This is a genomic window from Streptomyces sp. NPDC058239 (genome assembly GCF_042882185.1).
Classification (GTDB): Bacteria; Actinomycetota; Actinomycetes; order Streptomycetales; family Streptomycetaceae; genus Streptomyces.
The window spans coordinates 51,534-78,515 of the sequence record NZ_JBHVWS010000036.1 but is presented as its reverse complement, the minus strand read 5'-3'; the positions used below and the strand labels follow the sequence as shown (position 1 = coordinate 78,515).

The window sequence follows — 26,982 nt, the reverse complement described above, 5'->3', positions numbered from 1 at the left end:
CGGGGGGCCACGCCCCCCCCCGCCCCCGCCGCCCCCCCCAACCCGCGCCCCCCCCCCACCCATGCTCATGCCCCCCCGGCTCCCTGGGGGGGCGGGGCCCCCCCCCCCCGGGGGGGGCCCGCCCCCACGGCATGTCCGAGAGAAGAAGTGAGGGATCCCTGTGAGTTCCAGCGCCCGCTATGACTTCGACACCGTTGTTGACCGCCGGGGCACCTGGTGCGTCCAGTGGGACGGGGTCGCGGACCGGTTCGGGGTGGACGGACTGCTGCCGTTCACGATCTCCGACATGGACTTCGAGACCGCACCGGAGGTGCTGAGCGCGCTGCGGGCCCGTCTCGACCACGGGGTGTTCGGCTACACGACCTGGCAGCAGGACGACTTCCGCTCGGCGATAGCCCACTGGTACGCGACCCGGTACGGGACACGGATCGACACCGGGCAGCTGGTGTACGGGCCGTCCGTGCTCAGCCAGCTCTCGCAGCTGCTGCAGATGTGGACGGCCGAGGGCGAGGGAGTGGTCGTCCACGCCCCGACGTACGACGGTTTCCGCAAGGCGATCACCGGGCTCGGGCGCGAGCTGCGGGGCGTGCCGGTGGGAGACACGGCCGCGCTGGAACGCGAGCTCGCCCGCCCCGACAGCAAGGTCCTTCTCGTGTGCTCGCCGCACAACCCGACGGGCCGGGTATGGACGGAGGCCGAACTGAGCGAGATGTCGGCGCTCGCCGCGCGGTACGGGGTCGCGGTGATCAGCGACGAGATCCACGCGGACTTCGTGCACGAGGGGCATGTGCATGTGCCGTGGACGCGGGTCGGGGGCGACGGGCGCTGGGCGGTGATCTCCTCCGCGTCGAAGGCGTTCAACTTCCCGGCGCTGACCGGCTCGTACGGGCTGATCGGCGATCCGGCCGACCGGGCGGAGTTCCTGCGCCGGATGGAGACGGCGGAGGGGCTCGCCTCCCCGGCGGTGCTCTCACTGACCGCGCACATCGCCGCGTACCGGGAGGCCGGGGCATGGCTGGACGAGGTCCGCACGTATGTCGCCGGGAATCTGGCGCTGGTCGCGGAACGGCTGAACGAGGCGTTCCCGGAACTGGGATGGCAGCCGCCACAGGCCGGCTATCTGGCGTGGATCGATCTGCGCCCGGTGGGCGTCGGCGACGACGAGGCGTTGCAGCGGGTGCTGATCGAGCGCGAAAAGGTCGCGGTGATGCCGGGGGCGGTGTACGGGGCGGAGGGCTTCGTGCGGCTGAACGTCGGGTGTCCGCGGTCCAAGGCGGCGGCGGGCGTGGAGGCACTGATCCGGGGTGTACGGGCCGTGGCGCAAGGCGCGTCGTAGGGTCGGGTGCCTGCCGTGGCCACCCCGGGCACCCCGCCCGGGACGTGGGTCTTCTCGTAGGCAGGGCCTGGAGCAGCCGATGGACGTGTTCGTCGCGCTCGCCGGCGCGGGCACCATCCAGTCCGACGGCTTCGACGACTGCACCGAAGCGGCCCACGCACGCGGCGCCGGCCTCGTCGGGTTCTGCTACTGCACGCGGCAGGACGCCGAACGTGCGCGGGACACGGGCCATCTCACCCCGGCGTTCCGGGGTGCCCCGGACGGCAGCACCCGGACGATGGAACACACCGGCGGGATCGTCGTCCAGGCGTTCCGAGCGACCGGATTCCACGTGGACCGGAACGGCACGGGAAACAGCCGCCCCTCCGTCGCCCTGACCGGCCGACGGAACCCTGCCGAGCCGTCCCCGCCCTATGGCCCTCCCGGCGGGGAGCGGCGATGCTGCTCGTATGCCTGACGCAGAGACGGGAGCCATCCGCGTCGCTTCCCCCACCGGACGCTGGGTCATCCTCACCACCGTCCTCGGCTCCAGCATGGCCCTGCTCGACTCCACCGTCATCAACGTCGCCCTGCCCCGTATCGGCAAGGACCTCGGCACCGATCTGGCCGCCCTCCAGTGGACCGTCAACGCCTACATGCTGACCCTCGCCGGGCTGATCCTCCTCGGTGGCGCCCTCGGCGACCGGTACGGCCGGCGGCGGGTCTTCGTCGTCGGAGTCGTCTGGTTCGCCGCCGCGTCCGTGATGTGCGGTATCTCGCCGAACGCCGCCGTCCTGATCGCCGCCCGCGCCCTCCAGGGCATCGGCGGGGCTCTCCTCACACCCGGTTCGCTGGCACTGATCCAGGCGAGCTTCCATCCGGACGACCGGGCCCGCGCGGTCGGACTGTGGTCGGGGCTCGGCGGGGTCGGCGCCGCCATCGGGCCGTTCGTCGGTGGCTGGCTCGTCGACGGGCCCGGCTGGCGATGGGTGTTCCTGCTCAACGTGCCGCTCGCCGCGGTCTGTCTGCCGGTGGCGCTGCGCCACGTACCGGAATCGCGCAACCCCGACGCACACGGGCGCTTCGACGTGCTGGGCGCCGTGCTCGGCGCGCTCGCCCTCGCCCTGGTGACCTATGCGCTGATCGAGGCGCCGGGACAGGGGGCGTCCGCGGTGGTGATCGGAGCGGCCGTCGGCGGGATCGTCCTCGGGGCGGTGTTCGTGCAGGTGGAGCGGCGGCGGGCGGACCCGATGCTGCCGCCGTCGGTGTTCGCGTCCCGGCAGTTCACCGTCGTCAACATCATCACCCTCTGTGTGTACGCGGCGTTCGGCGGCTACTTCTTCCTCTCCGCGATCCAGCTCCAGGTCGTGGCCGGGTACTCGGCTCTCGGCGCCGGCACGGCGCTGCTGCCCACGACCGTGCTGATGCTGCTCTTCTCGGCATCCTCGGGCGAACTCGGGCAGCGCATCGGGCCCCGCATTCCGCTCACCGTCGGCCCACTGGTCGCCGCCACCGGAATGCTCCTGATGCTGCGGGTCGGGCCGGGGTCGAACTCCGTCTCCGCCTACCTCACCGATGTGCTTCCCGCGGTCGGTGTGCTCGGCGTCGGACTCGTCACCCTGGTGGCACCGCTCACCGCGACCGTCCTGGCCTCCGTGGACACCGCACGCGCCGGCCTCGCCAGCGGGATCAACAACGCGGCCGCCCGCGCCGCCGGGCTGATCGCGGTGGCCGCGCTGCCGCTGCTCGCCGGGATGGGGCCGGAGGCCTACCGGAACGCCGACGAGTTCGCCGCGACGTTCCGGCGGGCCATGCCGATGTGTGCCGGGCTGCTCGTGCTGGGCTCTTTGATCGCCTGGGCAACCGTACGTAAGCCCCCCGTCACGGCGGACGAGAAGAAGGCGCACCCCGAGTGCACGGTGCACTGCGGCGTCGTCGCCCCGCCCCTGGAACCCACGCACGAGGAGGCGGGGAAGCCGGGCGCGGACCGGCCCTCCCCGGGGCGCCCGGATACTCCCGGCGCGAACTGACCCACCGCATGGCGCCCGGGTACCCCCGGCGCGCATCTGCCAGGCACACTTGAACCCATGTCGATCCACGAGAACCTGCTCGGGGGGCCTCCCCCGACCCACCTGCCCGACGACCCGGAGCCGCGCGAGCTGCTCGCGAACGGCACGGCCCCCGCCGACGTCGCCGCGAAGTACCCGACCTCCTCCCTGGCCTGGGCACAGCTCGCCGACGAGGCGTTCGAGGGCGGCCGCGTCATCGAGTCGTACGCCTACGCCCGCACCGGCTACCACCGCGGCCTCGACGCGCTGCGCAGGGCCGGCTGGAAGGGCCACGGCCCCGTACCGTTCGAGCACGAGCCGAACCGCGGCTTCCTGCGCGCCCTGCACGCCCTGGCGCGGGCCGCTCAGGCGATCGGCGAGCAGGAGGAGTACGAGCGCTGCTCGACGTTCCTGCGCGACTCCTCGCCGACCGCCGCCGAGACCCTCGGCTAGAGGCGACCGAGGCCCTCGGCCAGACGTACACGTACACCTTGTGACGTTCCGGACCCCGCAGATGTTCCGGCATCTGCGGGGTCTGCGCGCTCCTGCGGGCTCCGTTTAGGATGCGGGCAGGGGACCGGAGCTCCACCACCTCACGGAAGGGGCGGACCGCTACCCGGAAGCTTGTGTCGAGGAGACAGCAATGTCGACGATCCACCCCGACCCCGAAGCCACCGGTGCGCAGACCCCGCACCTCGACTTCGCGGGAACGACTCCGTACGAGGACTATGTCCAGGCGGATGTCCTGACCCATCTCCAGCACCTTCGCTCCGACGATCCGGGCGAAATGGTCTTCCTGGTCACCACCCAGGTCATGGAACTGTGGTTCACCGTCATCGTCCACGAGTGGGAGACCGCCGCGCACGCCCTGCGCGAGGACCGGCTGTCCGTCGCACGCGACGCGCTCAAGCGGTCGGTGCGGGAACTGGAGGCGCTCAACGCCTCCTGGACGCCGCTCGCCCAGCTCACCCCCGCCCAGTTCAACTCCTACCGCGCCGCCCTCGGTGAGGGATCCGGCTTCCAGTCGGCGATGTACCGGCGGATGGAGTTCCTGCTCGGCGACAAGTCCGCGTCCATGCTCGTGCCGCACCGGGGCGCGCCCCGCGTCCACGCCGAGCTGGAGAAGGCGCTCGGCGAACCGAGTCTGTACGACGAGACGCTCGCCCTGCTCGCCCGGCGCGGCCACGCCGTACCGCAGGCCGTGCTCGGCCGGGACCTGACGCAGAAGTACGAGCCGTCCCCCGAGGTCGAGGCCGTCTGGGCGGAGATCTACGCCAACCCCGACCAGCACGACGAGCTGGTCCGGCTCGGCGAGGCGCTCACCGACGTCGGTGAACTGGTGTGGCGCTGGCGCAACGACCATCTCGTCGCCACCCGGCGCGCGATGGGCTCGAAGACCGGGACCGGCGGCTCCGCCGGGGTCGCATGGCTGGAGAAGCGGGCCACGAAGAGCGTCTTCCCCGAGCTGTGGACGGCGCGCAGCCATGTCTGAGACCTTCGCCGCGCGGGCCGCGGCACTCGACGCCGCCGACCGGCTCGCCGATCTGCGCAAGCTGTTCACCCTCGACGACACCGTCTACCTCGACGGCAACTCGCTCGGTGCGCTGCCCGCTCACGTACCCGCCCGGGTGCAGGAGGTCCTCACCCGCGAGTGGGGCGAGCTGTGCATCCGCTCCTGGGACGAGAGCGGCTGGTGGACCGCGCCCGAGCGGATCGGCGACCGCATCGCCCCGCTCGTCGGGGCCGCCGCCGGGCAGATCGTCGTCGGCGACTCGACCAGTGTGAACGTCTTCAAGGCGGTCGTCGCCGCGAGCCGGCTGGCGCCGGAGGGCCGCGACGAGATCCTCGTCGACGCGACGACATTTCCCACGGACGGATACATCGCCGCATCCGCGGCCCGGATGACCGGCCACCGGCTCGTCCCGGTCGCCCCCGCCGAGGTGCCGGAGGCCCTCGGCCCCCGTACCGCGGCCGTCCTGCTCAACCATGTCGACTACCGCACCGGCAGGCTCCACGACCTGCCCGGACTCACCGCCGCCGTGCACGCTGCGGGCGGCCTCGCCGTCTGGGACCTGTGCCACAGCGCGGGCGCCCTGCCTGTCGGCCTCGACGCGCACGGCGTGGACCTCGCGGTCGGCTGCACGTACAAGTACCTGAACGGCGGCCCCGGTTCGCCCGCCTACCTGTATGTCGCCGAGCGCCACCAGGCAGCCTTCGACTCGCCCCTGCCGGGGTGGACGTCGCACGCCGACCCGTTCGGCATGACACCCGGGTACGCCCCGGCGGACGGTGCCGTACGGGGCCGGGTCGGCACCCCCGACATCCTCTCCATGCTGGCGCTCGAAGCGTCGCTGGACGTGTGGAACGGGGTGTCCATCGAGGCGGTACGGGCCAAGTCCCTGGCGCTGACGGATTTCTTCCTGGAGTGCGTCGCCGCGTATGTGCCCGAGGGCCGGGTCACCTCCGTCACCCCGGCCGCGCACGCGGAGCGCGGCAGCCAGGTCGCGCTGCGGTGCGAGGACGCGGAACCGGTGATGAGCGCGCTCATCGCGCGGGGCGTCGTCGGGGATCTGCGGCGGCCGGACGTGCTGCGGTTCGGGTTCACGCCGCTGTACGTGGGGTTCGCGGACGTGGAACGGGCGGCGCGAGCACTGGGTGAGGTGCTGAAGCCCTAGCAGCCTGCACCCAGGGGCCCCTGCATGATCCGTCGGCGGGGACGGGAACCTTCCGTACTGGTACCGTCCCCGCAGGTCAGGCCAGTTGGGCTGTTGGGTTGTTGAGCTGTTGGGCTCAGATACAGGACGGTTGGAGCAGCATGTCGGATTCTGCCGCGCGTGATCGTGACGCAGCCGAGACCGAGTCGGCACTCTCGCATCCACCGGTCGCCCCCGATGCATCGGCCGCCTATGGCAACCACCCAGACCAGGTGATCGACTTCTACGCCCCGCGCGACGGCCGGACCGGTGCGCCGGTCGTGGTCGTCCTGCACGGCGGGGCGTGGCGGGCGCCGTACGACCGGCAGCATGTGTCGCCGCTCGCGGACTTCCTGGCCCGGCGCGGTTTCGCGGTCGCCAGTGTCGAGTACCGGCGCGGCAGCGAGATCCCGCAGCAGCGGGGTTCCGGTCCGGTCGCGGGCCGTTGGCCGGAGACCTTCGACGACGTCGCCGCGGCGATGGACGCGCTGCCGGCCCTGCTGGCCCGGGAACTTCCGCAGGCCGATGCCCGGCGGATCGTCGTCACCGGGCACTCCGCCGGCGGGCAGCTCGCCCTGTGGGCCGCCGCCCGGCACGTACTGCCCGAGGGTTCGCCGTGGCGGCTGCCCGCGCCGCCGCCGCTGCGGGGCGTCGTCGCCCTCGCGCCGATCGCCGACTTCACCACGGCCGTCGAGCTGAACGTGTGCTCGGGGGCGGTCGGCCAATTCCTCGGCCGCGACGAGGACTTCGTGGCGCGGGCCCCGCACGCCGACCCGGCCGTGCTGCTGCCCACCGGGATCGCGACCACGGTGGTGCAGGGCACCACCGACGTCGATGTGCCACAGGCCGTCTCGGAGGCGTTCGTCGACGCAGCGGCGAAGGCGGGGGAGACGGTGGGCCTGACCCTGCTGCCCGACGTCGGTCACTACCCGCTGATCGACCCGGCCAGCGACGCCTGTGCGGTGGTGGCGGAGGAGCTCGCCCAGCTCGCCTGGTGAGCGGGGGGTCCTGCGCCGTGCGGCCCCGTAGTACTTGCGACGGACGGCGCAGGATCCGTATCACTGCTGACGACCCGGGCCGATCCGGCCCCTACCTTTGGAAACGTGACCGAGACCAAGAGCAGAAGCCCTGAGTTCCGACTGGCCGCGGGGGCGTTGGGCGGCCTGCGGCAGGACCTTTTCCGCAACGCCTTCGAGTACCGTCCGCTGGAGCGGATGCGGACCGACGGGCCACTGCTGCGACAGCTGCCGGAGCGGATGCGTGAGCGTGCTGCCTGGACACCCCACGCGCTGGTCGGGGCAGTCGCGCTGTTCGCGGCCTTCATGGGCCTCGTCTCGTCGGGCTCCTTTGCGCTGCGTTTCATGTTCGATGCCGCCCTGCTCGTGCTGCTTCCGGCGGTCACCGTACTGATGACACTGGTCAGGCCGGTCGGCGCGTTCTGGATCTCGTTGGCGCTCACCCCGTTCGCGGCGGTCGCCGGGGGTGGTTACTGGCCCTGGGCGCCGAGCACCTTCCTCTCGCACCTGACGGTGCTGGTCGTGGTCGCGGCCCGGACCCGGCCCCGTACCGCCGCCTGGATGTGGGGCTTCACCGTGGTGCTCTGCACCGTGCTGGAGAACTTCGGCGGCTGGCACTCCGCCTCGACCACCTCCACCTTTGCCATGGCCTCCGCGTTCGCGCTGCTGGTGGTGGCCGTGGTGCAGATCCGTCGCGACGCGGAGCGCGAGGTCACCGTGCAGCGCACGGTGACCGCCGTCGAACGCGACCGGCGCACACTGCTCGAGGAGCGCACCACCATCGCCCGTGAGCTGCACGACGTGGTCGCCCACCACATGTCGGTCGTCGCGATCCAGGCCGAGGCCGCCCCGTACCGGGTGGAGAATCCGCCTCCCGAGCTGGAGCAGGCCTTCGTCACGATCCGGGAGAACGCGGTCGCCGCCCTCACCGAACTGCGCCGGGTCCTCGGCGTCGTACGGGCCGAGGACTACCAGGCGCCGGATGCTCCGCAGCCCACCCTCGCCCAGCTCGACGGGCTCCTCGCCAATGTGCGCGAGGCCGGACTGGAGACGGAGAAGGCGGTCACCGGCGCGGTACGTGAACTGCCGCAGGGCGTCGAGCTGTCGGCGTACCGGATCATTCAGGAGGCCCTCAGCAACACGCTGCGGCACGCACCGGGCGCCACCGCCAAGGTGGAGATCGGCTATGTGCTGGGCGGACTCGGTCTGCGCGTCGTCAACGGGCCGCCGACCGGTCCGGTGAAGCCCTCGCCGGGGGCCGGTCACGGGATCACGGGGATGCGGGAGCGGGTCGCGATGCTGAACGGCGACATGACGGCCGAGGCGACGCAGGAGGGCGGTTACGAGATCGCCGCCTTCATCCCCGTCCAACCCATCTGCGACACGGACGAGCCGAACGGGACGCACGAGTCGCACAAGACGCGGGCGGAGCAGGGGGAGAAGGCATGACCATCCACACCGACCCGGCCATCCGGGTGCTGATCGTCGATGACCAGATGATGGTTCGCGAGGGCTTCTCGGTGCTGCTCAACGCCATGCCGGGGATCGAGGTCGTCGGCGAGGCCGTCGACGGCCGGCAGGCCATCGCACAGGTCGCGGCGCTGCGCCCCGACGTGGTGCTGATGGACATCCGGATGCCGGAACTCAACGGAATCGAGGCCACCCGCGAGATCATCGCCGCCGACGCGGACGCCAAGGTGCTGGTACTGACCACCTTCGACCTCGACGAGTACGTGTACCAGGCGCTGCGCGCCGGGGCGTCCGGCTTCCTCCTCAAGGACGCCTCCGCCCGCCAACTCGCCGACGGGGTAAGGGTGGTGGCCGCCGGTGAGGCGCTGCTCGCCCCGACCGTCACCAAGCGGCTGATCAATGAGTTCTCGAAGCTCGCCGAGACCCCGCGCCTGCCCGCCTTCGCCCGGATCGGCGACCTCACGGAGCGCGAGACGGAGGTGCTCGTCCTCATTGCGCAGGGCCGGTCCAATGCCGAGATCGCCTCGCATCTGGTGGTTGCCGAGTCCACCATCAAGACGCATGTGAGCCGCATCCTGGTGAAGCTGGGGCTGCGCGACCGCACACAGGCGGCGGTCTTCGCGTACGAGGCCCGGCTGGTCACGCCGTCCTGAGGGGTCCGGGAGTTCGGGGACGCTGGTCGGCGACGGGGTCCGGGGCGGCCGGCGGGACCCAGGGGTGGGTGGTCGGCGGCCGGCGGGTCCGGTTAGCGTCCGTGTATGCACCCGTCCTCACGTTCCGCGGCCGACGCCCCCTTCGACCCCTGGTCCGCGGCGTTCGTCGCCGACCCGTACCCGGCCTACGCCGCGCTGCGTGCAGCCGGCCGGGTGCACTACTTCGAGCCGACCGACCAGTGGCTCGTCCCGCACCACTCCGATGTGTCCGCGCTGCTGCGCGACCGCCGCCTGGGCCGTACGTATCTGCACCGCTTCACCCACGAGGAGTTCGGCCGTACGCCGCCACCCGCAGAGCACGAGCCCTTCCACACCCTCAACGGCCAGGGGCTCCTCGACCTGGAGGCCCCCGACCACACCCGGATCCGGCGCCTGGTCTCCAAGGCGTTCACTCCGCGCACGGTCGAGCAGCTCGTCCCGACCGTGCGGCGGCTGGCCGCCGGGCTGGTCGACTCGTTCGTCGAGGCGGGCGGCGGCGATCTGCTGACGGCCGTCGCCGAACCGCTGCCCGTGGCCGTCATCGCCGAGATGCTCGGCATCCCGGAGTCCGACCGTGCCCCGCTGCGGCCCTGGTCGGCGGCGATCTGCGGAATGTTTGAACTGAATCCGTCCGACGACACCGCCCGTGCCGCCGTCCGCGCCTCGCTCGACTTCTCCGCGTATCTGCGCGAACTGATCAAGGAGCGGCGCAAGAACCCCGGTACGGATCTGATCTCCGCGCTCATCGCCGCCCACGACGAGGGGGAGCGGCTGAGTGAGCAGGAGATGATCTCCACCTGTGTGCTGCTGCTCAACGCGGGCCACGAGGCGACCGTCAACACCACGGTGAACGGCTGGTGGACGCTGCTGCGCCACCCCGAGCAACTGGCTGCTCTGCGCGCCGACCACGGGCTGCTGCCGACGGCGATCGAGGAACTGATGCGGTACGACACTCCGCTGCAGATGTTCGAGCGCTGGGTCCTCGACGACATCGAGATCGACGGCACAGTCATTCCGCGCGGCTCCGAGGTGGCCCTGCTCTTCGGCTCCGCCAACCGCGACCCGGCCCGCTTCCCGGCCCCGGACACCCTGGACCTGGCCCGCCGGGAGAACCCCCACATCACCTTCGGCGCCGGCATCCACTTCTGCCTGGGCGCCCCGCTGGCCCGGGTCGAACTGGCTGCTTCCTTCGGTGAGTTGCTGCGCCGCGCCCCGAACCTGCGACTGGCGGCCGAGCCGGAGTGGAACCCGGGCTATGTGATCAGGGGCCTGAAGGAACTGCGCGTCGAGCTGTGACGGGGTGAGCAAAGGGGGCCGGGCACGGTGCGGGACGACGCACCGGGCACGGCGCGGGCCGGGGAGTCAGCACCCCGGCCCGCAGTTCAGTGGCGGTCCCTCCAGTACGTCGAACGCCACCCCGAAGCCGGCAAGGGCCGTCAGGAGCGCCGCCGCCCAAAGCGCCCGCCGCCACTTTCCCTGTACGAGGGCGAAGAGCGCGATCCCGGCCGCGATGCCGCCGAGAGTCATGACCGGCAGCCCTAGCAGGAGCACGTTCCACTCCGACTCGCCCTCGAAGCCGCCGAAGATCCCGCGCCGGCCGTAGGGGGCCCAGGAGAGCATCCCGGCGGCCCCGCCGGCGGCGGCGACCATGCATCCTGCGACCTCGCGGATGGCTTCGCGTCGGTTCTCCGTGATCAGGATGACGCGGGTGCACCACGGGGAGGTTGCACCCTGGGCGGCCCCGCCCTCGCGTCACGTCAGGACATCGCGTCGCCGCAACGCCGCCACCCCGGCCCCCACCAGCACCACCGCGGTCGCGGTGAGCGCCAGCACCGGGCCCCATTCCATCCCCGTACCGCCCGGCAGCTTCGGCAGATGCGTGAACGGTGATACGTCCATCACCGGCTGCGGCAGATCGATGGCGGGCCCGATCCACCCCAGTGCCAGGCAGATCCCGGCCACGCCCCAGGACGCCACCGCTGCCTTCGGGAGCGCCCCGTACAGCAGGACCGTCACTGAGCCCAGCAGCCAGATCGCCGGCAGCTGCACCAGCGATGCACCCAGCACGGCCGGGAGTTCGTGGCCGTAGCCGACGGCCAGGCCGAGGCCGCCGACCGCCATGATCAGGGCGGCGCCGCCGAAGGCGATGGCCAGATGACCGGCCGCCCAACCGATCCGGCTCACCCCGCCTGCCAGCACCGGTTCGGCGCGCCCGGCGGTCTCCTCGCCGTGCAGCCGCAGCACGGTCGCGACGATGTACAGCGCCGCGACCATCCCGAGCATGGAGACCATCGCCGCGAGGAACGCGTCGGTCAGCCCGGACTGTCCGCCCATCCGCTCGAAGATCTCCTGTGTCTTCGCGTTGTCGCCGACGAGATCCGCCGCCCCGCCGGTCAGCCCGCCGAAGACGACACCGACCACGGCGAAGGACAGCGTCCACCCGATCAGCGAACCGCGCTGGAGCCGCAGCGCAAGACCGAACGCCGTGGAGATCCGCCCCTGCGCGGGCCCGGGCCGGGTCGCCAGGAAGCTCATGCCGACATCGCGCCGACCCGCCAGGGTGTACGCGAGGGCGGCCTGGACCGCGACGGCCGCCGCGATGACGAGCAGCACCCACCAGCGCTCGTCCGCGTACGCGCGCACGTTCTCCGCCCAGCCGATGGGGGAGAGCCAGGTCAGTACGGACGAGCCGTCGTCCGTCGCCGAGTCGCCCGCCGCCTTCAGTACGAACGCGGCACCGATCACCGCCGCCGTGAGTCCCTTCGCGAGCCGGGCGCTCTCGGTGAACTGTGCGGCGATCGCGGCGGTGCAGGCGAACAGCATGCCGATCCCGGCGATCGCCAGCGCGAGCGCCACCGCTCCGGCGCCGCCCCCGCCGGACCCGGCCATACCGGCCGCGATCATCAGCGCCAGCGCGGCGTTGGCGATCAGCGCGGCGAGAAGTGCGGCGGTCAGCGGGGCGCGGCGGCCCACCATGGCGGAGGAGAGCATCTCCTGACGGCCGGTCTCCTCTTCCTCCCGGGTGTGCCGGATGACGACGATCAGGCTCATCACGGCCGCCAGCGCTCCGCCGAAGCCGACCATCCGCCAGCTGACGAGCCCGCCGACGGAGTCGTTGAAGACCGGTCCGTACAGCGCCCGGAGCGAGCTGTTGGCGTTCATCGACGCGGCGAGCTCGGCGCGCCGGGCGGCCGTGTCGTACAGCGAGGCGAAGGACTTCCCGACGGAGGAGAAGGAAGCGCCGAGCACGATCACCCAGATCGGCATCATGATCCGGTCGCGTCGCAGCGCGAGCCTCAGCAGGGGCCGGGTGCCGGCGAGCTGCCCGGCAGCGGACCCGGTCCGGCGTCCCGCGCCGGCCGGTGCGGTCATGGTCACGGCAGTCATCGCGCCGCCACCCCCGCACCCTCGCCGCTGTCCGTCCTGCCGGACGTGCCCGTTGCGTCGGTCGCGTAGTGACGCAGGAAGAGCTCCTCCAGCGTGGGCGGGGTGCTGGTCAGCGTCCGTACCCCCGATGCGGAGAGCGACTTGAGGACCGCGTCCAGCTTGTCCGTGTCGACCTGGAGCGTGACCCGCAGGCCCTGGACGTCGAGGTCATGGACGCCGGGCAGATGCGCGAGCCCGTTGGGAGCACCGGCCAGCTCGGCGCTGATGTTCGTACGCGTCAGATGGCGCATGTCCGCCAGCGAACCCGTCTCCACCGTCTGCCCCTGGCGGATGATGCTGACCCGGTCGCAGAGCGATTCGACCTCGCTGAGGATGTGGCTGGACAGCAGGATCGTCCGCCCGCGCGCACGCTCCTCGGCGACGCAGTCCTGGAAGACCTCCTCCATCAGCGGATCGAGACCGCTCGTCGGCTCGTCAAGGATCAGCAGGTCCACATCGGAGGCGAACGCGGCGACGAGGGCGACCTTCTGCCGGTTTCCCTTGGAGTACGTACGGCCCTTCTTCGTCGGGTCGAGCTCGAACCGTTCGACGAGGTCGGCGCGCCGGGTCCGGTCGAGGCCACCGCGCAGCCGCCCGTACAGATCGATCACCTCGCCGCCGGAGAGGTTGCGCCACAGCGTGACGTCACCCGGGACATACGCCACCCGCCGGTGGAGCTCGACCGCGTCGTTCCACGGGTCGCGGCCGAGCAGCCGGGCGGCGCCGGAGTCGGCCCGCAGCAGGCCCAGCAGCACCCGGATGGTGGTGGACTTCCCGGATCCGTTGGGCCCCAGGAAGCCGTGGACCTCACCGGTCTCGACCGTGAGGTCGAGGCCGTCCAGTGCGTGTGTCCGACCGAACGACTTGTGCAGCCCGGCCACCGTGATTGCCTTCGTCATGTTTTTGAAGGTACGCTACTTTCACAAATTTGTGAAGTTAAGGAAGCGTATAAAGTTGGGGGCACGGCGGGGGCCGGGGAATCAGGGGAGACGATCGGGTCATGACCAGCGAAACCGAACAGACCATGGGCGACGAGCGGGATGCGGAGGCCGTGTCGCGGTTCGTGGAGCGGTTCGCGTCCGACATGACCGAGGCGGGGATGCAGCGAATGGCGTCCCGTGTCTTCGCCGCGCTTCTCGCGGACGACGACGCGTCGATGACCTCCGCCGAGCTCGCCATGGCGCTGCAGATCAGCCCGGCGGCCGTATCCGGTGCGATCAATTACCTCACGCAGGTCAGCATGGTCGGCCGCGAGCGCGATCCCGGCTCGCGCCGGGATCGCTACCGCCTGCACAACGAGGTCTGGTACACCACCTTCGCCAACCGCGACCGGGTACTCACCCGCTGGGAGAACACCCTCAAGGACGGCGCCCGCACCCTGGGCGAACACACCCCGGCCGGTGCCCGCCTCATCGAAACAGCGGCGTTCTTCGAATTCCTGCAGTCGGAGCTGGGCGCAGTGATGGACCGCTGGCGCGAGCACCGCAAAACGCTGGACCTCCCGACGGCCGACGAGCGCGGACACGTCTGACGGCGTGGGCCGGTGCCCGTCACGCCGGGCCGGGGACCATGTCCGCCAGGGATTTCAGGGCGCCGGGGTCGGACGGACCGACGTTCTGGTACCGGTCCGCCGGCGCCTCCACCGTCTCCGGCAGATCGAGCGCGACCGGCGTCGCCCCCACGGCCCTGGACGCGGGCGCCACCGCTCCCGCGTCGGCGCCCGCTCCCGGTCTGTCCGCATCGTCCGACATGCCCCGCCCCCATCCTTTCGCCCCGCGCCGGAGGCTGCCCGCTCGGAGGCTACCCCTCGCCCACCGGCAGCATCAGCCCCCAGGCCCCCGCCCGTACCGTCCAGGTCCTGGTCCGGACCGGGCCGCCGACCTGTATGTCCGCGCGGTAGCGGAAGTCCGCGCCCGAGACCGTGACGGCCTTCGCCTCCGCCGTGACCGGCTCGGACGCCGGGGTGCGGATCACCACCTCGGCGAGGCCCCCGTCGCCGCCCTGCGAGGTCACCGTCACCGACTCGACCGGGCGGTCCAGATCGTTCAGCAGGACGCCGTCCGCCTCGACCCGCAGCCGGTGCGTGCGCGGCGGGGCAGGGGGCATCGGCGGGGTGGGGCGCACCAGGGTGCGGACCAGGGTGCGGCAGGTGTCCCAGACCGCCGTGACCCCCGTGTGGGCGGCCACCGCGCCCGGCAGAGCGCTCAGGGCCGGGATGCGCAGCGAGCCCAGGACGACGCCGTCGCTGTCGTCGACCAGCAGGTCGAGTCTGCGCACGGCACCGTCCAGCGCGGTGCGCGCCGCCGCCACCGCGTCCAGGGGCACGCCGAGCGAATGGGCGAGTTCCAGCGCGGCCGCGGCGCCGACCGGGATCAGCGAGAGCGCGGTCCGGGCCGGCTCCCGCTCCCGGTGCAGCAGGGCCACCGCCCGCCGCAGCGCCCGGTCGTCGCCGACCACCACCGGCCGCCGACCGCCCCGCCGGGACAGGGCCCGCGCGAATTCCTCGGGCCCGTCGGGCAGACAGATCTTGGCGTGCGAGCCGGCGCTGAGTACGTCCTTCGCGATACGGACGGACTCGCCGTCGGTCCGGCGGGCTACCGGGTCGATGACCACCAGCAACTGGTGCGCACCGTCGCCGGGGGGCTGGGCAGCCGACACCTCGGTCCTTCCTCGGGTAGCATCTTGGTGCAAGAGCCCCTTGCGCTATTGCGCCAGGGGCTTCGTCTATTCCGGGGCACCCGGTTCGACGGTTCAGGCCTTGTCGTACATCGTCGTACGGCATGTACGACGTTTACGTACGCCCCCTGACCTTGGACATGCCCCGCCCGGAAGGGGTGTACGCCTGTGCCCGCACTTGTGCTGCTCGGTGCTCAGTGGGGTGACGAGGGCAAGGGAAAGGCCACCGACCTCCTCGGTGGATCCGTGGACTATGTGGTGCGCTACCAAGGCGGCAACAATGCCGGCCACACGGTGGTCGTCGGTGACCAGAAGTACGCACTTCATCTCCTCCCCTCCGGAATCCTTTCGCCGGGGTGTACCCCGGTCATCGGAAACGGTGTCGTCGTCGACCCGGCCGTCCTGCTCTCCGAGCTGAGTGGGCTCAACGATCGCGGCGTGGACACGTCCAAGCTGCTGATCAGCGGTAATGCCCATTTGATCACCCCGTACAACGTCACGGTCGACAAGGTGACGGAACGGTTCCTCGGCAAGCGCAAGATCGGTACGACCGGCCGGGGCATCGGCCCGACGTACGCCGACAAGATCAACCGTGTGGGCATCCGCGTCCAGGACCTCTACGACGAGTCGATCCTGGAGCAGAAGGTCGAGGCGGCCCTGGAGCAGAAGAACCAGCTCCTCGCCAAGGTCTTCAACCGCCGCGCCATCGAGTCCGGCAAGATCGTCGAGGAGATGCTCCAGTACGCGGAGCAGATCAAGCCGTACGTCGCCGACACGACGCTGGTCCTGAACAACGCCATCGACGCGGGCAAGGTCGTCCTCTTCGAGGGCGGTCAGGGCACGCTGCTCGACGTCGACCACGGCACGTACCCCTTCGTCACCTCGTCGAACCCGACCGCGGGCGGCGCCTGCACCGGTTCCGGCGTGGGCCCGACGAAGATCAGCCGGGTCATCGGCATCCTCAAGGCGTACACCACCCGAGTCGGCGCCGGCCCGTTCCCGACGGAGCTGCTCGACGAGGACGGCGAGGCGCTGCGCCGGATCGGTGGCGAGCGCGGTGTCACCACCGGCCGTGACCGTCGCTGCGGCTGGTTCGACGCGGTGATCGCGCGTTACGCGACCCGGGTCAACGGTCTCACCGACTTCTTCCTCACCAAGCTGGACGTGCTGACCGGCTGGGAGCAGATCCCGGTGTGCGTCGCGTACGAGATCGACGGCAAGCGCGTCGAGGAGCTCCCGTACAGCCAGACCGACTTCCACCACGCGAAGCCGGTCTACGAGATGCTGCCTGGCTGGTCCGAGGACATCACGAAGGCCAAGACCTTCGCTGATCTGCCGAAGAACGCGCAGGCGTACGTGAAGGCGCTGGAGGAGATGTCCGGCGCCCCGATCTCCGCGATCGGTGTCGGCCCCGGCCGCACCGAGACCATCGAGATCAACTCCTTCCTGTAGGAGTTTCTGCAGGAGCGGCGAACGCGCCAGGAGGGCCGGGACGGTGAGTCCCGGCCCTCCTGGCGTCCCGTCAGTCCTCGCCGCAGATCCGCAGTCCCTTCGGTGTCGCGCACGGCAGATGCCCGTGCGTACGAATCACGTCCTGGCCGTTGCCCCGGCTCAGATAGCCCAGAAAGCTGGAGGCCAAGGAGTCGGCGGGCGGCTGGCCGTAGGTGTAGGCGTACTCGATCTCCCGGTACGGGTACGTGCTGGAGCCGATCGTGTCGACGGACGGGACGGTGGAGTCGATGGCGAGCTGGTGCGCTCCCGACAGCTCGGTCCCGGCGCGCAGTTCGCTGTAGCCGATCGCGCCGTCGAGCCGGCCTACGGTGGCCAGGACCTGTTCGGTGGAGTCGAGTTCGCAGCGGAGGACCCGGGCCTGCGTGTCGTCCTTGGTGGCGCAGTCGCGGGAGGACTGGGCGGGTTCGTTGCGGCCGAGTACGCGGCGCTGGAAGACCTCGCGGGTGCCGGAGTTGGCGTCCCGGCTGACCAGGAGGACGGGCAGGTCGGGCCCGCCGAGCGCCTTCCAATTGCGAATGTCGCCCCGGTAGATCTTCCGGATGTCGGCGAGGGTCAGGTTCTTCAGCGGTACCCGGTCGTTGACGACGAGATGGAAGAGCGAGACGGCGACCCGGTTCTCGCGCAGCTGCGGGAAGCCGTCCGGCTTGGGGCCGTCGGAGAGGGCGATCAGTGCGGGTGAGCCGGACTTCCCGGCCTTGGCTCCCCGGTCGGCGAGCTCCCGTATCCCGGCGTTGCTGCCGTGCGCGTCGATGGTGACGGTGGAGCCCTCGCACTCCTTCTCGTACTTCTTCGCCAGCTCCCGTACGACCGGCCCGAAGGCGGTGGAACCGGTCACCGTCAGACTGCCCCGGGCACAGCCGATCGGGGGCGGGGTGTCGTCCCGTATCAGGATGATCGAGGCCAGCGTGATGACGCAGACGGTCAGGGCCACGGTGATCAGCCGGGCGGCCCGGCCGAAGAGCGGCGGCTTGTCGTCGGGGCGGGCAGCGCGGTTCGGTGTCACCTCGCCGTCCCGGATGCCGCCCGTGATTCTGATCGGGCTGTCCACGGTCGCCCCGGTGAGCAGCACCAGCAGCTTGAAGTGCTCGCCCCTGTTGAGCGGTACGCGTGGCAGCCGGATGAGCGGGCCGCTGTGGCGCATCCCGCCGGCCGGGGTGAAATGCTCCATCAGATGGTCGGCGCCGGGCGACTGGGTGACCGCGATACCGCGGACCGTGCGACCGGTGAACTCAACGGTCAGCCCGTGCAGTTCGCGGCCTGTGTAGTCGTTGTCGGCGATGGACTGTGAGCCGTCGTTCTCGATCCGCAGCAGGACGAGCGTGGCATCGGCCATGTCCGGCGTCTCGCTGAAGAGGCCGAGCCGTACATTGGCCCGGCCCTGACTGACGTCGTTGCCGATCGGGGTGTCCATCTGGACCCGGTAGCCGATGCGCTTGCGGCGGGGCACGCGGCGCTCGTACCAGAGCACTCCGACGGAGGCCAGGACGCCCAGTACGGCGGTCGCCACGGCCACGATGTTCTCGGCGCTGAACCACTCCACGGTTTCCTCGCACTCCCCTCGTTGAACGCGTGTACGTGCGCTGGTGCGGGTCCGGTGTGCAGTTCGGGTCACCGTATGCGCGACGTAAGGGAGTTGGGGTCGCAAGCCAGGTCCCGTCGGCCGCCGTTCGCCCGCCGTTCGCCCACTGGTCCAGACCTTGACAGGTCCAGACCAGTGGGGCTTGAGTGGCGGGATGTCCGGACGGCCCGCTGACGTGTTCGGCGTGCCCCGTCGAAGGAGTGAGCTGCGCTGAACCGCATCAAGAGCTTTCTGACCGTGCTGAGTGCCGTCGTAGCGACGGCCGTGCTCCTCCCCGCCGCGTCCGCTTCCGCCACCACAACTGCCGCTGCGTCCGCACAGTGCGCGCCCTTATGGACTTCCTCGACCGCGTACGCGGCGGGCGGCACCGTCTCGCACCACGGACGCAACTGGGCGGCCAAGTGGTGGACGCAGAACGAGAATCCGGGCGCCACCACCGTCTGGACCGACCGGGGCGCCTGTGCGGGCGGGGTCTCGGACTTCGTCATCAGTGAGGCGCAGTTCGACGAGATCTTCCCTGACCGGAACTCCTTCTACACGTACCAGGGCCTGATCGACGCCCTCCACACATACCCGCGCTTCGCGAACACCGGAACGCCGGCCACGCGGGCCCAGGAGGCCGCGGCGTTCCTGACCCACGCCGACTTCGAGTCGGTCGGGCTGCAGTACGTGAAGGAGATCAACGAGGCCAACTACTGGCGCAAGTGCGACTACAGCCGGCCCTACGGCTGCCCGGCGGGACGGACGGCCTACTACGGCCGCGGCCCGATCATGTTCAGCTGGAACTTCAACTACAAGGCCGCGGGCGACGCGCTCGGCCTCGATCTCCTGGGCAACCCCTGGCTGGTCGAGCAGGACCCTTCCATCGCCTGGCAGACGGCGCTCTGGTACTGGAACACCCAGAACGGCCCCTCCACGATGACCTCGCACGACGCCATGGTCGGCGGCGCGGGCTTCGGTGAGACGATCCGCTCGCTCAACGGCGCCCTGGAGTGCGACGGCGGCAACCCCGCCTCGGTCGCGGCCCGGGTCGCCACGTACGAGCGGATCACCGGCATCCTCGGCACGGCGCCGGGCTCCCGGCTGTCCTGCTGACGACCGAATGCCGCGGCGCCGTGGATGACTTGGGCCTGTCCTGCCCGGTGGTGCAGACGCCGGCCGGAGCGCTCAGCGGAAGGCCGCGGCACTGCGTTCGGCCCAGGCGGCAAACGTGCCCGCCGCCCGGCCCAGGATGCGCTCGGCATCGGGGCTCACCCGCTGCTCCTCCTCGGTGGGTTCGCCCAGGATGGCCAGCGTGCCCTCGACGACGGGAAGCGGCATGAACCGCGCCATCAGCGTGTGGGCCTCCTCGCGGGTCTGCTCGGTGAACCGCACCGGTTCGCCCAGCGCGGCCGCGATCGCCGTCGCCCGCTCGCGCGGGGTGGTCGGTGCGGGACCGGTCAGGGTGTACGTGGCCCCCGCGTGAGCGTCCTCGCGCAGGACGGCGGCGGCGACCGCGGCCACGTCGGCCGGGTCGACGAAGGGCAGACCGACGTCACCGAACGGTGCTGCGGCCTCCCGCAGGGTACGGACCGACTCGGCCCACGCGAGGGCATTGGTGTCCATCCCGCCCGACCGCAGGACCGTCCAGTCGAGCCCGGATTCCCGCACGGCCGCCTCGAACAGAAGGGGATGGCGGTACGCCTCCGGACGGGTTCCCGCACCCTGCGAGGACAGCAGCACCACCTTGCGCACCCCGGCGGTTCTCGCCACCTCGAGAATGCCGTGCGGATCCTCGCCCGCCACCAGCAGGAACAGCGCCTTTGCCCCGTCGAACGCGCCCTGCAGACCGGCCGGCTCGGCCAGGTCGGCAGCCGTCGCCCGAACCCCCGGCGGCACATCGGCGTCGGTGATGTGCCGGGCCACGGCCGTCACCGGCACCCGGGCATCGGTAAGCATCTGCACCAGCGCCCGTCCGACGTTCCCGGTCGCACCTGTCACCACGATCATGCCGTTCTCCCTCGTCGAGAATGAGTCGATGAGCCGAATTAGTTAGTCGACTCACTTACTTCGTTGACGGGACGCTAGCACAGTCGGACCGGTCGCTGTCTATAGTTAGTCGGGTGACTGACTCAATGGATTCCCGGCACCCTCGGACGAAGGCCGCCGACAAGCGGCAGCGGCTGATGGCGGCCGCCGCCCGGGTCCTGCACGAGCAGGGCGTGGAACGCACGACCATCGCCGACATCGCCCAGGCCGCCGACGTCCCGGCGGGCAACGTGTACTACTACTTCAAGACCAAGGGTGAGCTGGTCGAAGCCGCCCTCTCCGAACACACCAGGCACCTGGAAGCCCTCACCGGCCGCCTCGATCAGCTCGCCGATCCGCGCGAACGCCTGAAGGGCCTCGTGGATGCGTGGGTCGGGCAGCGCGACACCGCGGCCCGCTACGGCTGCCCCACCGGCACCCTCGCCGTCGAGCTCGACAAACGTGCCGAGGGCGGTCTCGACCTGTCGGTGGGTCAGGTCATCCGCCGGCTGCTGGACTGGGTGGAGCAGCAGTTCCGTGAGATGGGGGTGGCCGACCCCGAGGGTCTCTCGCTGACGTTCGTCGGCGCCTACCAGGGCATGTCGCTGCTCTCCAGCGCTCTGCGCGATCCGGAGGTCATGACCCGTGAGGGTGCCCGCCTCGTCCGCTGGCTCGACACCCTGACCTGACGCGGGTGGCCGGGCTCAAGTGCAGCCGGCCGCTGACCGGCAGACCGGTCCGACGTTCCGCATGCTGGACGGGCCCGAAGGTTTTACCTTCGGGCCCGTCCGTGTTGCGGCACATGATCCGGATGAACTCCTTCCGGAATTCCTCCTGTTGAGAGCGGGTTCCACGGCGCGAATGTGCTGCGAGCCCGCCTGTGAGCACTCCTTCGGGAAGGTTTTCCAACGTTGGTCTAGACCTTGACAGGTTCAGACCAACGGCGCTTGAGTGGCCGTCGCCCCCCCATGGCGGCGCACCGTCCAGCTCGGTGCGCCGCACCGAAGGAGTGATCACATGATCAGACGCATCATGGGCCTGCTGGCTGCGCTGGGCGCGGTCGTCGCGATGGTCGTCGTTCTCCCTGCCACCACCGCTGCGGCAGCCGACTGCGCGGCACCCTGGAATTCCTCGTCCGTCTACACCGGCGGCGGATCGGCCTCCTACAACGGGCACAACTGGACCGCCAAGTGGTGGACCCAGAACGAGGCCCCCGGCAGCTCCGACGTCTGGGCGGACCAGGGCAGTTGCGGCGGTGGCGGCGGTACGGACCCGGGCACCCCGTCCGGCTTCGTCGTCAGCGAGGCGCAGTTCAACCAGATGTTCCCGAACCGGAATCCGTTCTACACATACAGCGGACTGACCGCGGCCCTGAGCGCCTACCCGGGCTTCGCGAACACCGGCAGCGACACCGTCAAGCGCCAGGAGGCGGCGGCGTTCCTCGCCAACGTGAGCCATGAGACGGGCGGGCTGGTGTACGTGGTCGAGCAGAACACGGCCAACTACCCGCACTACTGCGACAGCAGCCAGCCCTATGGCTGCCCGGCCGGCCAGTCCGCGTACTACGGCCGCGGTCCGATCCAGCTCAGTTGGAACTTCAACTACAAGGCCGCCGGTGACGCTCTCGGCATCGATCTGCTGGGCAACCCGTATCTGGTCGAGCAGAACGCCTCGGTCGCCTGGAAGACCGGCCTCTGGTACTGGAACACCCAGAACGGCCCCGGCACCATGACCGCTCACAACGCCATGGTGAACGGTGCCGGATTCGGCGAGACCATCCGCTCCATCAACGGTTCCCTGGAGTGCAACGGCGGCAACCCCGCCCAGGTCCAGAGCCGCATCGACCGCTACCAGGCGTTCGTATCGATCCTCGGCACCACCCCCGGCTCCAACCTGAGCTGCTGACCCGCAGCCCGTAGATAAGCAGTCCGCGGATCCGCGGTATGCGGATCCGCAACTGCGGACCCCCCACCCGACGGGGGGCGTGCCGGCCCCGGCCGGACGCGCCCCCCGTTTCGGTTCATCGGGCGGAGTCCGCTCCCGCGACGTCAAGGGCCCGGAAGGCCAGCCACAGGTCGTAACGAGCACTCGGCGTCTGCAGCAGCGAGCGCTGAAGAATCGACTCAAGCCGCGCGAGGCGTTTACGGGCCCCCGGCACCGAAATGCCCAATGCAGCCGCCGTCGGGCCGAGTCGGGCCTCGCACTCCAGCCAGGTGCGGAGAGTTGCCCGCGGGTCGGCGGCGGTCCGGGAAGAGCGGGACGCGGTGAGCGGGCGCAGCTGCTGGGCCGCCCATTCCTGGACCGCCGGGCCGCGCAGGATGTCGTCCAGCCGGTGGGCCGGCGCAGGCGTTGCCCCGGCCGGGCCGACCGCCCGGGGCACGGTGGGCGTGGCGCGTATGCGCAGGGCCAGGTCGAGGGCGGCCTGGTCGGCGACCCGGTTCAGGTCGAGACCGAGCAGCTCGCCGATCAGCCGGAGCCGTGCGGCCAGCGTGTTCCGGTGGATCTTCAGATGCTGGGTCGCGTGCGAGGAGAACGCGAGCCAGGAGGTCAGGGTCGCCGCGAGCTCCTGGCTGCCCGGGTCCTGGCTGCGCCGCGGCAGATGCGTGAGCAACGGGTTCAGCAGCGCATCCGCCCACTGCGCGCCGGTCGCACCGACGACCAGGGCGGCCTCCGGCGCCGAGCCGAAACGGGCATGACGGGCGATCAGGCCGCGGGCCACGGCCAGGGCATGGAACGCCTGACGGTACCCGGTCGCCGTGTCGGACAGCGGTACGTCCTCGCTCGCTCCCACGACGCACTCGTCCACCACATCGGCGACCCGGAGGCCGAGCTGCTCATCGGCCGCGCCCGGATCCGCCGGCACGACGAGGATCAGATGGCGCGCGTACACCGGACACCGCACGATCCAGGACCGGCCGCCGGAGAGTTCCGCGCAGATCCGTGCCACCTCGTCCCGGCGTCCGCCCGGGCACTCCACGACGCACACCCGGACGGGGTCGGGCAGCGTGGGCTTCAGAGCACCCGCCACCTGATGCGCGATGGACAGCTGGCGGGTCATGAGCAGATGCAGCACCGCTTCCCGGCTGCGTGACTCCGCGAGGTCCACGCGGCGGCGCTTGCGTTCCACGGTCTCTGCGGCCCAGCACATGACGAGAGGCATCGCCACGTCGGAGAGAAGCGTGACGAGTCCGTCCGGCAGCGGGCGCGGGGCGACGACGGCCAGGACCGGGGGAGAGACGTTCGGTGGGCCGTCCAGCGGGAACAGCAACGCGGTGTGCGGCCCCCGGTCGAACGAGAAGGAGCTCGCGCCGAGTGAGGCCAGTTCCCTCACGCCCTCGGTGGCCAGCGCGGCGGCCTCGACGCCCGTACGGTCCGGGGTCCGGGTCACGCCGTGCAGAACGGTGCCGTCACCGTCGAGCAGCCCGGCCCAGCCCTCCGCCCGGCCGGACACCCAGCGCAGGAGCTCCTGCGATCCGCCGGATCGGGCCAGCCGGTACATCCGCAGTACGTCGTCGGCCCGTTCCCGCGCGTGCACGCGTCCTCCGCTTCTGTGGTCCTGCGTCCCTGCGCTCCTGCCAAAAAAACCGGAGTGCAGCGTACCGGTCCGGCTGTGCGGACTGATACCCCTGGCGGCCCACACAGTGCGAACTGAATCTTTCTCTCGCGTACCCGAAGTCCTAGAGTCCGAACACGGTTGCGGGGCCCTTCGGGGGAGGGTCACGGGGGCGACGGCCGCGGCTCACGGGGGTGGCCGCTGTCGTCGGCCGCGACCGTCTTCTTCTGCTCCCGTTGTCAGTGGTGGCCCCTAGTGTCGGCTCACGATCACGACCACGATCAGAGACGACCGGGAGAGGCCGCCGCCATGGAGTTCCGTATTGAGCGCAGCGCACTGACCGACGCCGTGGCCTGGGCGGCCCGGGTGCTGCCCACGCGCTCGCCCGTTCCGGTGCTGGGCGGGCTGCTGTTGGAGGCTTCCGACGGCCGGCTGCGCATCTCGGGCCTCGACTACGAGGCGTCCGCGTGCATCGAGGTGGAGGCGGAGACCGTTCGGGCCGGGAAGGTACTGGTCATGGGCCGTCGGCTGCTCGATGTCTGCCGGGTGCTGCCCGAGGGGGCGGTGCAGTGCGCGGTCGAGGGTTCACGGTTCTCGCTGACGAGTGACAGTGCCCGGTTCGGACTGTCGGTGCTGCCGTTCGACGACTATCCGGCGCTGCCGTCGCTGCCGGAGGTGCTCGGTGCGGTGGACGCGGAGGAGTTCGCCGCGGCCGTCGCCCATGTGACGGTTGCGGCGGGCCGGGACGACACGCTGCCGATCCTGACCGGTATCCGGCTGGCGCTCGACGGCGACACGATGACGCTAGCGGCCACGGACCGCTACCGGTTCGCGGTACGCACGCTCCTCTGGAAGCCCGGGAAGGACGGCATTTCGGCCGATGTCGTGGTCTCAGCCCGCAGGCTGACCGAGATCGCCCGCTCCTTCGGCCGGGCCGGAATGGTCCAACTCGCACTGGACGGTGGTTCGGCCGGTTTCGAACTGGCCGGGATGCGCACCACGGTGCGTCTGCTCGACGGCCGACTGCCGCGCCACGACAAGCTGTTCGCCATGGTGGATCCCGTCTCCGCGGAGACGGACCGGGCACCCCTGGTCGAGGCGGTCAAGCGCGTCGCCGTGGTCGCGGAGGGCGGCAGCCCGCTCCAACTGACCTTCTCCGGTGACTCGGTGCTGCTGCAGGCGGGTTACGAGGACGATGTCGCCTCCCAACGTCTGTCTGCCGTTCTCGACGGCACCGATGAGCTGACGGTCGCCTTCAACCCCTCGTACCTGATGGATGCCCTGGCCTCGTTCGACGCGCCCGTGGTCCGGTTCGACCTGATGGGCCCCGGCCAGCGCGCGATGGTCACCGGGCGGGCGTCGGCGGAGGACGGGGCGGAGGACGCATCGCATCCCGCTCACCAGCATCTGCTGATGTCGGCCAAGCCGCTGGTCTAGGGCCGGGAGTGGCGGGCGCTCACCCTGCCGGCCGCCCATGCACCGGGCCTCGTCCCCGTACCGATCGCCGTCGATCGCGCGTCCGTTCCGCCAGCGGGGGTGATGTCACGCGTGCCGGGGTTCCGTTGCGGGGAGTTCCGGTGGGCGCGGGGCGGATGGCGGCGATGGCCGAGACGCTCGACGCGCTGTACGGGGCGGTCCCGTACGACGGTCTCGCCGGGGTGCCGGTGCGTCCGGACCACCGGGCCGGGCTGATCGCGCGGCTGCACATCTGGCACGGCCAGGAACCACGACCGGCTGCCGGAGCGGCGGTCCGGGCGGCGCTGTGCGAGGGCACCGCCTGGCTGGACCGGTCGGGCCCGGCCGCCGCGCCGGACGTCCCCGGCACACCGGTCTTCGGCCTCGGTGACGGGAACCTCGCCAACTACATCCGGGACGCGGACGCCTCCCGGATCCGGGTGGTCGACTTCGAGGACTCCGAGCACCGCAGGAGCCCGCCGGGTACGGCTGAGCGACAGGCGGGCCGGATGCGTGAGTTGCTGGGCTGAGCGGTGTGGGCAGCAGGACTCGTGGCGTGCCGGTTCATGACGGGGCGGCGGTGCAGGGGCAGTCCGGAGCGGTGCCGAGGCACATGTGCAGTGCGGTGCGGAGCCGGGCGTCGAGTTGCGAGCGTTCGGAGTCCGTGTGGGGTTCCTCCGGCGGTGTGAGCGCGAAGGGGGCCGCGACGGTGAGCAGGACGTCCGGCAGCCGGTACATGTGCGGAATTGTCCTCGCCAACGGCCCCGGAAACAGGCCGCCCAGCCAGTACCTGGCCCGCCCGTGCAACCGTGTGTCCATATCGAGCAGGGCGCACCGCAGCAGGTCCGGGTCGGTCCGCACGGTCGCCCGGGTCACGGGGTGCTCGCGCACCATCCGGGCGGCACGGACGATCTGCTCGGCGACCCGGCACAGGCCCTCCTGCTCGGAGGGCAGTTCGCTCGCGACGAACAGGACGCGTTGCAGCTCGCTCTCGGCGGACTCACGGACGAGCACGTTGCGATCGGGCCAGTTGCGGTAGAGCAACTGTCGATCGGTGTCGGCGATTCGTGCCGCGAGGGCCATGTTCATTCTGCGGGGCCCGTGTTCGGCCATGCTCTGCAGCACGGCGGAGTAGATCAGGCTCTGTGACGGCGGTGCCTTGTACGAGGAACGTGGACGCATGGGGCGAGCCTGGCGCAGGAACCGGTCCGTACGGGCGCCTTCGCCCCGCTCCCACCCATAGGGGTCGTTGCACAACGTGACAGGTGTGGGGGTGAGTGTCATGTTGTACGGACGGGGGTAGCCGGCGCCGGGTCAGTCGCGCGGGGGTTGGCCGGCTGCGGCGGCAGGGGGCGTTGCACAACGTGACAGGTGGAGGGGGAGGTGTCACGTTGCGCGGAAGGGGTGCTGTTGCGGGAGGGCGGGCATGGGCGCGGGGGGGGGGGGGGGGCGCCCCCCCCCCCCCCTGAAGCACCCCTGGGATGAAATCGATCCCCGTTAATATGTTAATTTGATATTATTAAAGACACGGATGGTGTTT

General features: G+C 71.0%; 26 protein-coding genes. 17 read left to right on the top strand and 9 right to left on the bottom strand.

Annotation, left to right across the window (positions count from 1 at the left end; translation table 11 throughout):
* Nucleotides 1–160: 160 nt before the first annotated feature.
* From ACFVYE_RS31040 to ACFVYE_RS30995, 10 genes are all read left to right on the top strand, one after another.
* Entirely contained in the window at nucleotides 161–1,336 is a 1,176-nt protein-coding gene (locus tag ACFVYE_RS31040) for a MalY/PatB family protein (RefSeq protein ID WP_389607781.1), read from the top strand.
* Between the two features lie 79 nt (nucleotides 1,337–1,415).
* Nucleotides 1,416–1,793, top strand: coding sequence for a DUF6891 domain-containing protein (locus ACFVYE_RS31035; RefSeq protein ID WP_389607780.1), 378 nt, complete (start codon nucleotides 1,416–1,418; stop codon nucleotides 1,791–1,793).
* The gene (locus tag ACFVYE_RS31030; protein WP_383973671.1) at nucleotides 1,786–3,345 is read left to right on the top strand and encodes an MFS transporter; all 1,560 of its coding nucleotides are present in this window, start codon (nucleotides 1,786–1,788) and stop codon (nucleotides 3,343–3,345) included. Before ACFVYE_RS31035 ends, ACFVYE_RS31030 begins: the two co-directional genes overlap by 8 nt.
* A gap of 57 nt (nucleotides 3,346–3,402) precedes the next feature.
* Nucleotides 3,403–3,816: a DUF3151 domain-containing protein gene (locus tag ACFVYE_RS31025; RefSeq protein ID WP_093899369.1), complete on the top strand. Its 414-nt coding sequence runs from the start codon at nucleotides 3,403–3,405 to the stop codon at nucleotides 3,814–3,816.
* Between the two features lie 190 nt (nucleotides 3,817–4,006).
* On the top strand, nucleotides 4,007–4,855 hold the full coding sequence (locus tag ACFVYE_RS31020) for a tryptophan 2,3-dioxygenase family protein (protein WP_383973669.1): 849 nt from the start codon (nucleotides 4,007–4,009) through the stop codon (nucleotides 4,853–4,855).
* Entirely contained in the window at nucleotides 4,848–6,038 is a 1,191-nt protein-coding gene (gene kynU / locus ACFVYE_RS31015; RefSeq protein WP_389607779.1) for a kynureninase, read from the top strand. The genes ACFVYE_RS31020 and kynU overlap by 8 nt, the downstream gene beginning before the upstream one ends.
* A 140-nt stretch (nucleotides 6,039–6,178) precedes the next feature.
* Complete coding sequence (locus ACFVYE_RS31010; protein WP_383973665.1) at nucleotides 6,179–7,054, top strand: alpha/beta hydrolase; 876 nt, start codon at nucleotides 6,179–6,181, stop codon at nucleotides 7,052–7,054.
* 105 nt (nucleotides 7,055–7,159) lie between these two features.
* Nucleotides 7,160–8,521: a sensor histidine kinase gene (locus ACFVYE_RS31005; protein WP_383973663.1), complete on the top strand. Its 1,362-nt coding sequence runs from the start codon at nucleotides 7,160–7,162 to the stop codon at nucleotides 8,519–8,521.
* The gene (locus ACFVYE_RS31000) at nucleotides 8,518–9,195 is read left to right on the top strand and encodes a response regulator (protein ID WP_383973661.1); all 678 of its coding nucleotides are present in this window, start codon (nucleotides 8,518–8,520) and stop codon (nucleotides 9,193–9,195) included. Before ACFVYE_RS31005 ends, ACFVYE_RS31000 begins: the two co-directional genes overlap by 4 nt.
* Before the next feature lie 105 nt (nucleotides 9,196–9,300).
* Nucleotides 9,301–10,530, top strand: coding sequence for a cytochrome P450 (locus ACFVYE_RS30995; RefSeq protein ID WP_389607778.1), 1,230 nt, complete (start codon nucleotides 9,301–9,303; stop codon nucleotides 10,528–10,530).
* A 66-nt stretch (nucleotides 10,531–10,596) separates the two neighbouring features.
* Here ACFVYE_RS30995 and ACFVYE_RS30990 read toward each other — a convergent pair whose 3' ends face one another.
* The 3 genes from ACFVYE_RS30990 to ACFVYE_RS30980 form a co-directional block, all read right to left on the bottom strand.
* Nucleotides 10,597–10,884 (bottom strand): hypothetical protein, encoded by a 288-nt coding sequence (locus ACFVYE_RS30990; protein ID WP_383973657.1) that lies wholly within the window; start codon nucleotides 10,882–10,884, stop codon nucleotides 10,597–10,599.
* Nucleotides 10,885–10,986: 102 nt separating this feature from the next.
* On the bottom strand, nucleotides 10,987–12,621 hold the full coding sequence (locus ACFVYE_RS30985; RefSeq protein ID WP_383973655.1) for an ABC transporter permease: 1,635 nt from the start codon (nucleotides 12,619–12,621) through the stop codon (nucleotides 10,987–10,989).
* Entirely contained in the window at nucleotides 12,618–13,559 is a 942-nt protein-coding gene (locus tag ACFVYE_RS30980) for an ATP-binding cassette domain-containing protein (protein WP_383973653.1), read from the bottom strand. The genes ACFVYE_RS30985 and ACFVYE_RS30980 overlap by 4 nt, the downstream gene beginning before the upstream one ends.
* A gap of 101 nt (nucleotides 13,560–13,660) precedes the next feature.
* On the opposite strand from ACFVYE_RS30980, the gene ACFVYE_RS30975 reads away from it, so the two are divergent.
* A complete protein-coding gene (locus ACFVYE_RS30975; RefSeq protein ID WP_383973651.1) occupies nucleotides 13,661–14,191 on the top strand; it encodes a GbsR/MarR family transcriptional regulator in 531 nt (176 codons plus the stop codon).
* Nucleotides 14,192–14,210: 19 nt separating this feature from the next.
* On the opposite strand, the gene ACFVYE_RS30970 is transcribed toward ACFVYE_RS30975, so the two are convergent.
* Together ACFVYE_RS30970 and ACFVYE_RS30965 are read right to left on the bottom strand one after the other, a co-directional pair.
* Complete coding sequence (locus tag ACFVYE_RS30970) at nucleotides 14,211–14,411, bottom strand: hypothetical protein (RefSeq protein ID WP_389607777.1); 201 nt, start codon at nucleotides 14,409–14,411, stop codon at nucleotides 14,211–14,213.
* 49 nt (nucleotides 14,412–14,460) lie between these two features.
* Nucleotides 14,461–15,318: a diacylglycerol kinase family protein gene (locus ACFVYE_RS30965; protein WP_383979678.1), complete on the bottom strand. Its 858-nt coding sequence runs from the start codon at nucleotides 15,316–15,318 to the stop codon at nucleotides 14,461–14,463.
* A gap of 186 nt (nucleotides 15,319–15,504) precedes the next feature.
* On the opposite strand from ACFVYE_RS30965, the gene ACFVYE_RS30960 reads away from it, so the two are divergent.
* A complete protein-coding gene (locus tag ACFVYE_RS30960) occupies nucleotides 15,505–16,788 on the top strand; it encodes an adenylosuccinate synthase (RefSeq protein WP_383072412.1) in 1,284 nt (427 codons plus the stop codon).
* 70 nt (nucleotides 16,789–16,858) lie between these two features.
* On the opposite strand, the gene ACFVYE_RS30955 is transcribed toward ACFVYE_RS30960, so the two are convergent.
* The gene (locus ACFVYE_RS30955; protein ID WP_389607776.1) at nucleotides 16,859–18,388 is read right to left on the bottom strand and encodes a substrate-binding domain-containing protein; all 1,530 of its coding nucleotides are present in this window, start codon (nucleotides 18,386–18,388) and stop codon (nucleotides 16,859–16,861) included.
* A gap of 276 nt (nucleotides 18,389–18,664) precedes the next feature.
* Between ACFVYE_RS30955 and ACFVYE_RS30950 the strand changes: the two genes are divergently transcribed.
* Nucleotides 18,665–19,522, top strand: coding sequence for a glycoside hydrolase family 19 protein (locus tag ACFVYE_RS30950; protein ID WP_383979252.1), 858 nt, complete (start codon nucleotides 18,665–18,667; stop codon nucleotides 19,520–19,522).
* A gap of 72 nt (nucleotides 19,523–19,594) precedes the next feature.
* Here the strand turns inward: ACFVYE_RS30950 and ACFVYE_RS30945 are convergent, their stop codons facing one another.
* Nucleotides 19,595–20,416, bottom strand: coding sequence for an SDR family oxidoreductase (locus ACFVYE_RS30945; protein WP_389607775.1), 822 nt, complete (start codon nucleotides 20,414–20,416; stop codon nucleotides 19,595–19,597).
* Between the two features lie 113 nt (nucleotides 20,417–20,529).
* On the opposite strand from ACFVYE_RS30945, the gene ACFVYE_RS30940 reads away from it, so the two are divergent.
* Nucleotides 20,530–21,123 (top strand): TetR/AcrR family transcriptional regulator, encoded by a 594-nt coding sequence (locus ACFVYE_RS30940; protein ID WP_383979258.1) that lies wholly within the window; start codon nucleotides 20,530–20,532, stop codon nucleotides 21,121–21,123.
* A gap of 328 nt (nucleotides 21,124–21,451) precedes the next feature.
* The gene (locus ACFVYE_RS30935) at nucleotides 21,452–22,339 is read left to right on the top strand and encodes a glycoside hydrolase family 19 protein (protein WP_383978870.1); all 888 of its coding nucleotides are present in this window, start codon (nucleotides 21,452–21,454) and stop codon (nucleotides 22,337–22,339) included.
* Between the two features lie 115 nt (nucleotides 22,340–22,454).
* On the opposite strand, the gene ACFVYE_RS30930 is transcribed toward ACFVYE_RS30935, so the two are convergent.
* Nucleotides 22,455–23,933 carry a helix-turn-helix domain-containing protein gene (locus ACFVYE_RS30930; RefSeq protein ID WP_383978872.1) on the bottom strand — a complete coding sequence of 493 codons (1,479 nt, stop codon included), beginning with the start codon at nucleotides 23,931–23,933 and terminating at the stop codon, nucleotides 22,455–22,457.
* A 363-nt stretch (nucleotides 23,934–24,296) separates the two neighbouring features.
* Between ACFVYE_RS30930 and dnaN the strand changes: the two genes are divergently transcribed.
* Complete coding sequence (gene dnaN, locus ACFVYE_RS30925) at nucleotides 24,297–25,424, top strand: DNA polymerase III subunit beta (protein WP_383978867.1); 1,128 nt, start codon at nucleotides 24,297–24,299, stop codon at nucleotides 25,422–25,424.
* Nucleotides 25,425–25,564: 140 nt separating this feature from the next.
* Entirely contained in the window at nucleotides 25,565–25,972 is a 408-nt protein-coding gene (locus tag ACFVYE_RS30920; protein ID WP_383978864.1) for a hypothetical protein, read from the top strand.
* Between the two features lie 34 nt (nucleotides 25,973–26,006).
* On the opposite strand, the gene ACFVYE_RS30915 is transcribed toward ACFVYE_RS30920, so the two are convergent.
* Entirely contained in the window at nucleotides 26,007–26,624 is a 618-nt protein-coding gene (locus tag ACFVYE_RS30915) for a hypothetical protein (RefSeq protein ID WP_383978861.1), read from the bottom strand.
* Nucleotides 26,625–26,982: the final 358 nt, after the last annotated feature.

What these genes read in the sequence shown, in the direction of transcription:
- kynU (WP_389607779.1), top strand. Translation starts at nt 4,848, where the DNA reads ATGTCTGAGACCTTCGCCGCGCGGGCCGCGGCACTCGACGCCGCCGAC.
- ACFVYE_RS31000 (WP_383973661.1), top strand. Translation starts at nt 8,518, where the DNA reads ATGACCATCCACACCGACCCGGCCATCCGGGTGCTGATCGTCGATGAC.
- ACFVYE_RS30970 (WP_389607777.1), bottom strand. Translation starts at nt 14,411, where the DNA reads ATGTCGGACGATGCGGACAGACCGGGAGCGGGCGCCGACGCGGGAGCG.
- ACFVYE_RS31025 (WP_093899369.1), top strand. Translation starts at nt 3,403, where the DNA reads ATGTCGATCCACGAGAACCTGCTCGGGGGGCCTCCCCCGACCCACCTG.
- ACFVYE_RS30990 (WP_383973657.1), bottom strand. Translation starts at nt 10,884, where the DNA reads ATGGTCGCCGCCGCCGGCGGGGCCGCCGGGATGCTCTCCTGGGCCCCC.
- ACFVYE_RS30980 (WP_383973653.1), bottom strand. Translation starts at nt 13,559, where the DNA reads ATGACGAAGGCAATCACGGTGGCCGGGCTGCACAAGTCGTTCGGTCGG.
- ACFVYE_RS30995 (WP_389607778.1), top strand. Translation starts at nt 9,301, where the DNA reads ATGCACCCGTCCTCACGTTCCGCGGCCGACGCCCCCTTCGACCCCTGG.
- ACFVYE_RS31035 (WP_389607780.1), top strand. Translation starts at nt 1,416, where the DNA reads ATGGACGTGTTCGTCGCGCTCGCCGGCGCGGGCACCATCCAGTCCGAC.
- ACFVYE_RS30985 (WP_383973655.1), bottom strand. Translation starts at nt 12,621, where the DNA reads ATGACTGCCGTGACCATGACCGCACCGGCCGGCGCGGGACGCCGGACC.
- dnaN (WP_383978867.1), top strand. Translation starts at nt 24,297, where the DNA reads ATGGAGTTCCGTATTGAGCGCAGCGCACTGACCGACGCCGTGGCCTGG.
- ACFVYE_RS30930 (WP_383978872.1), bottom strand. Translation starts at nt 23,933, where the DNA reads ATGTACCGGCTGGCCCGATCCGGCGGATCGCAGGAGCTCCTGCGCTGG.
- ACFVYE_RS31010 (WP_383973665.1), top strand. Translation starts at nt 6,179, where the DNA reads ATGTCGGATTCTGCCGCGCGTGATCGTGACGCAGCCGAGACCGAGTCG.
- ACFVYE_RS31030 (WP_383973671.1), top strand. Translation starts at nt 1,786, where the DNA reads ATGCCTGACGCAGAGACGGGAGCCATCCGCGTCGCTTCCCCCACCGGA.
- ACFVYE_RS30945 (WP_389607775.1), bottom strand. Translation starts at nt 20,416, where the DNA reads ATGATCGTGGTGACAGGTGCGACCGGGAACGTCGGACGGGCGCTGGTG.
- ACFVYE_RS30975 (WP_383973651.1), top strand. Translation starts at nt 13,661, where the DNA reads ATGACCAGCGAAACCGAACAGACCATGGGCGACGAGCGGGATGCGGAG.
- ACFVYE_RS30935 (WP_383978870.1), top strand. Translation starts at nt 21,452, where the DNA reads ATGATCAGACGCATCATGGGCCTGCTGGCTGCGCTGGGCGCGGTCGTC.
- ACFVYE_RS30915 (WP_383978861.1), bottom strand. Translation starts at nt 26,624, where the DNA reads ATGCGTCCACGTTCCTCGTACAAGGCACCGCCGTCACAGAGCCTGATC.
- ACFVYE_RS31020 (WP_383973669.1), top strand. Translation starts at nt 4,007, where the DNA reads ATGTCGACGATCCACCCCGACCCCGAAGCCACCGGTGCGCAGACCCCG.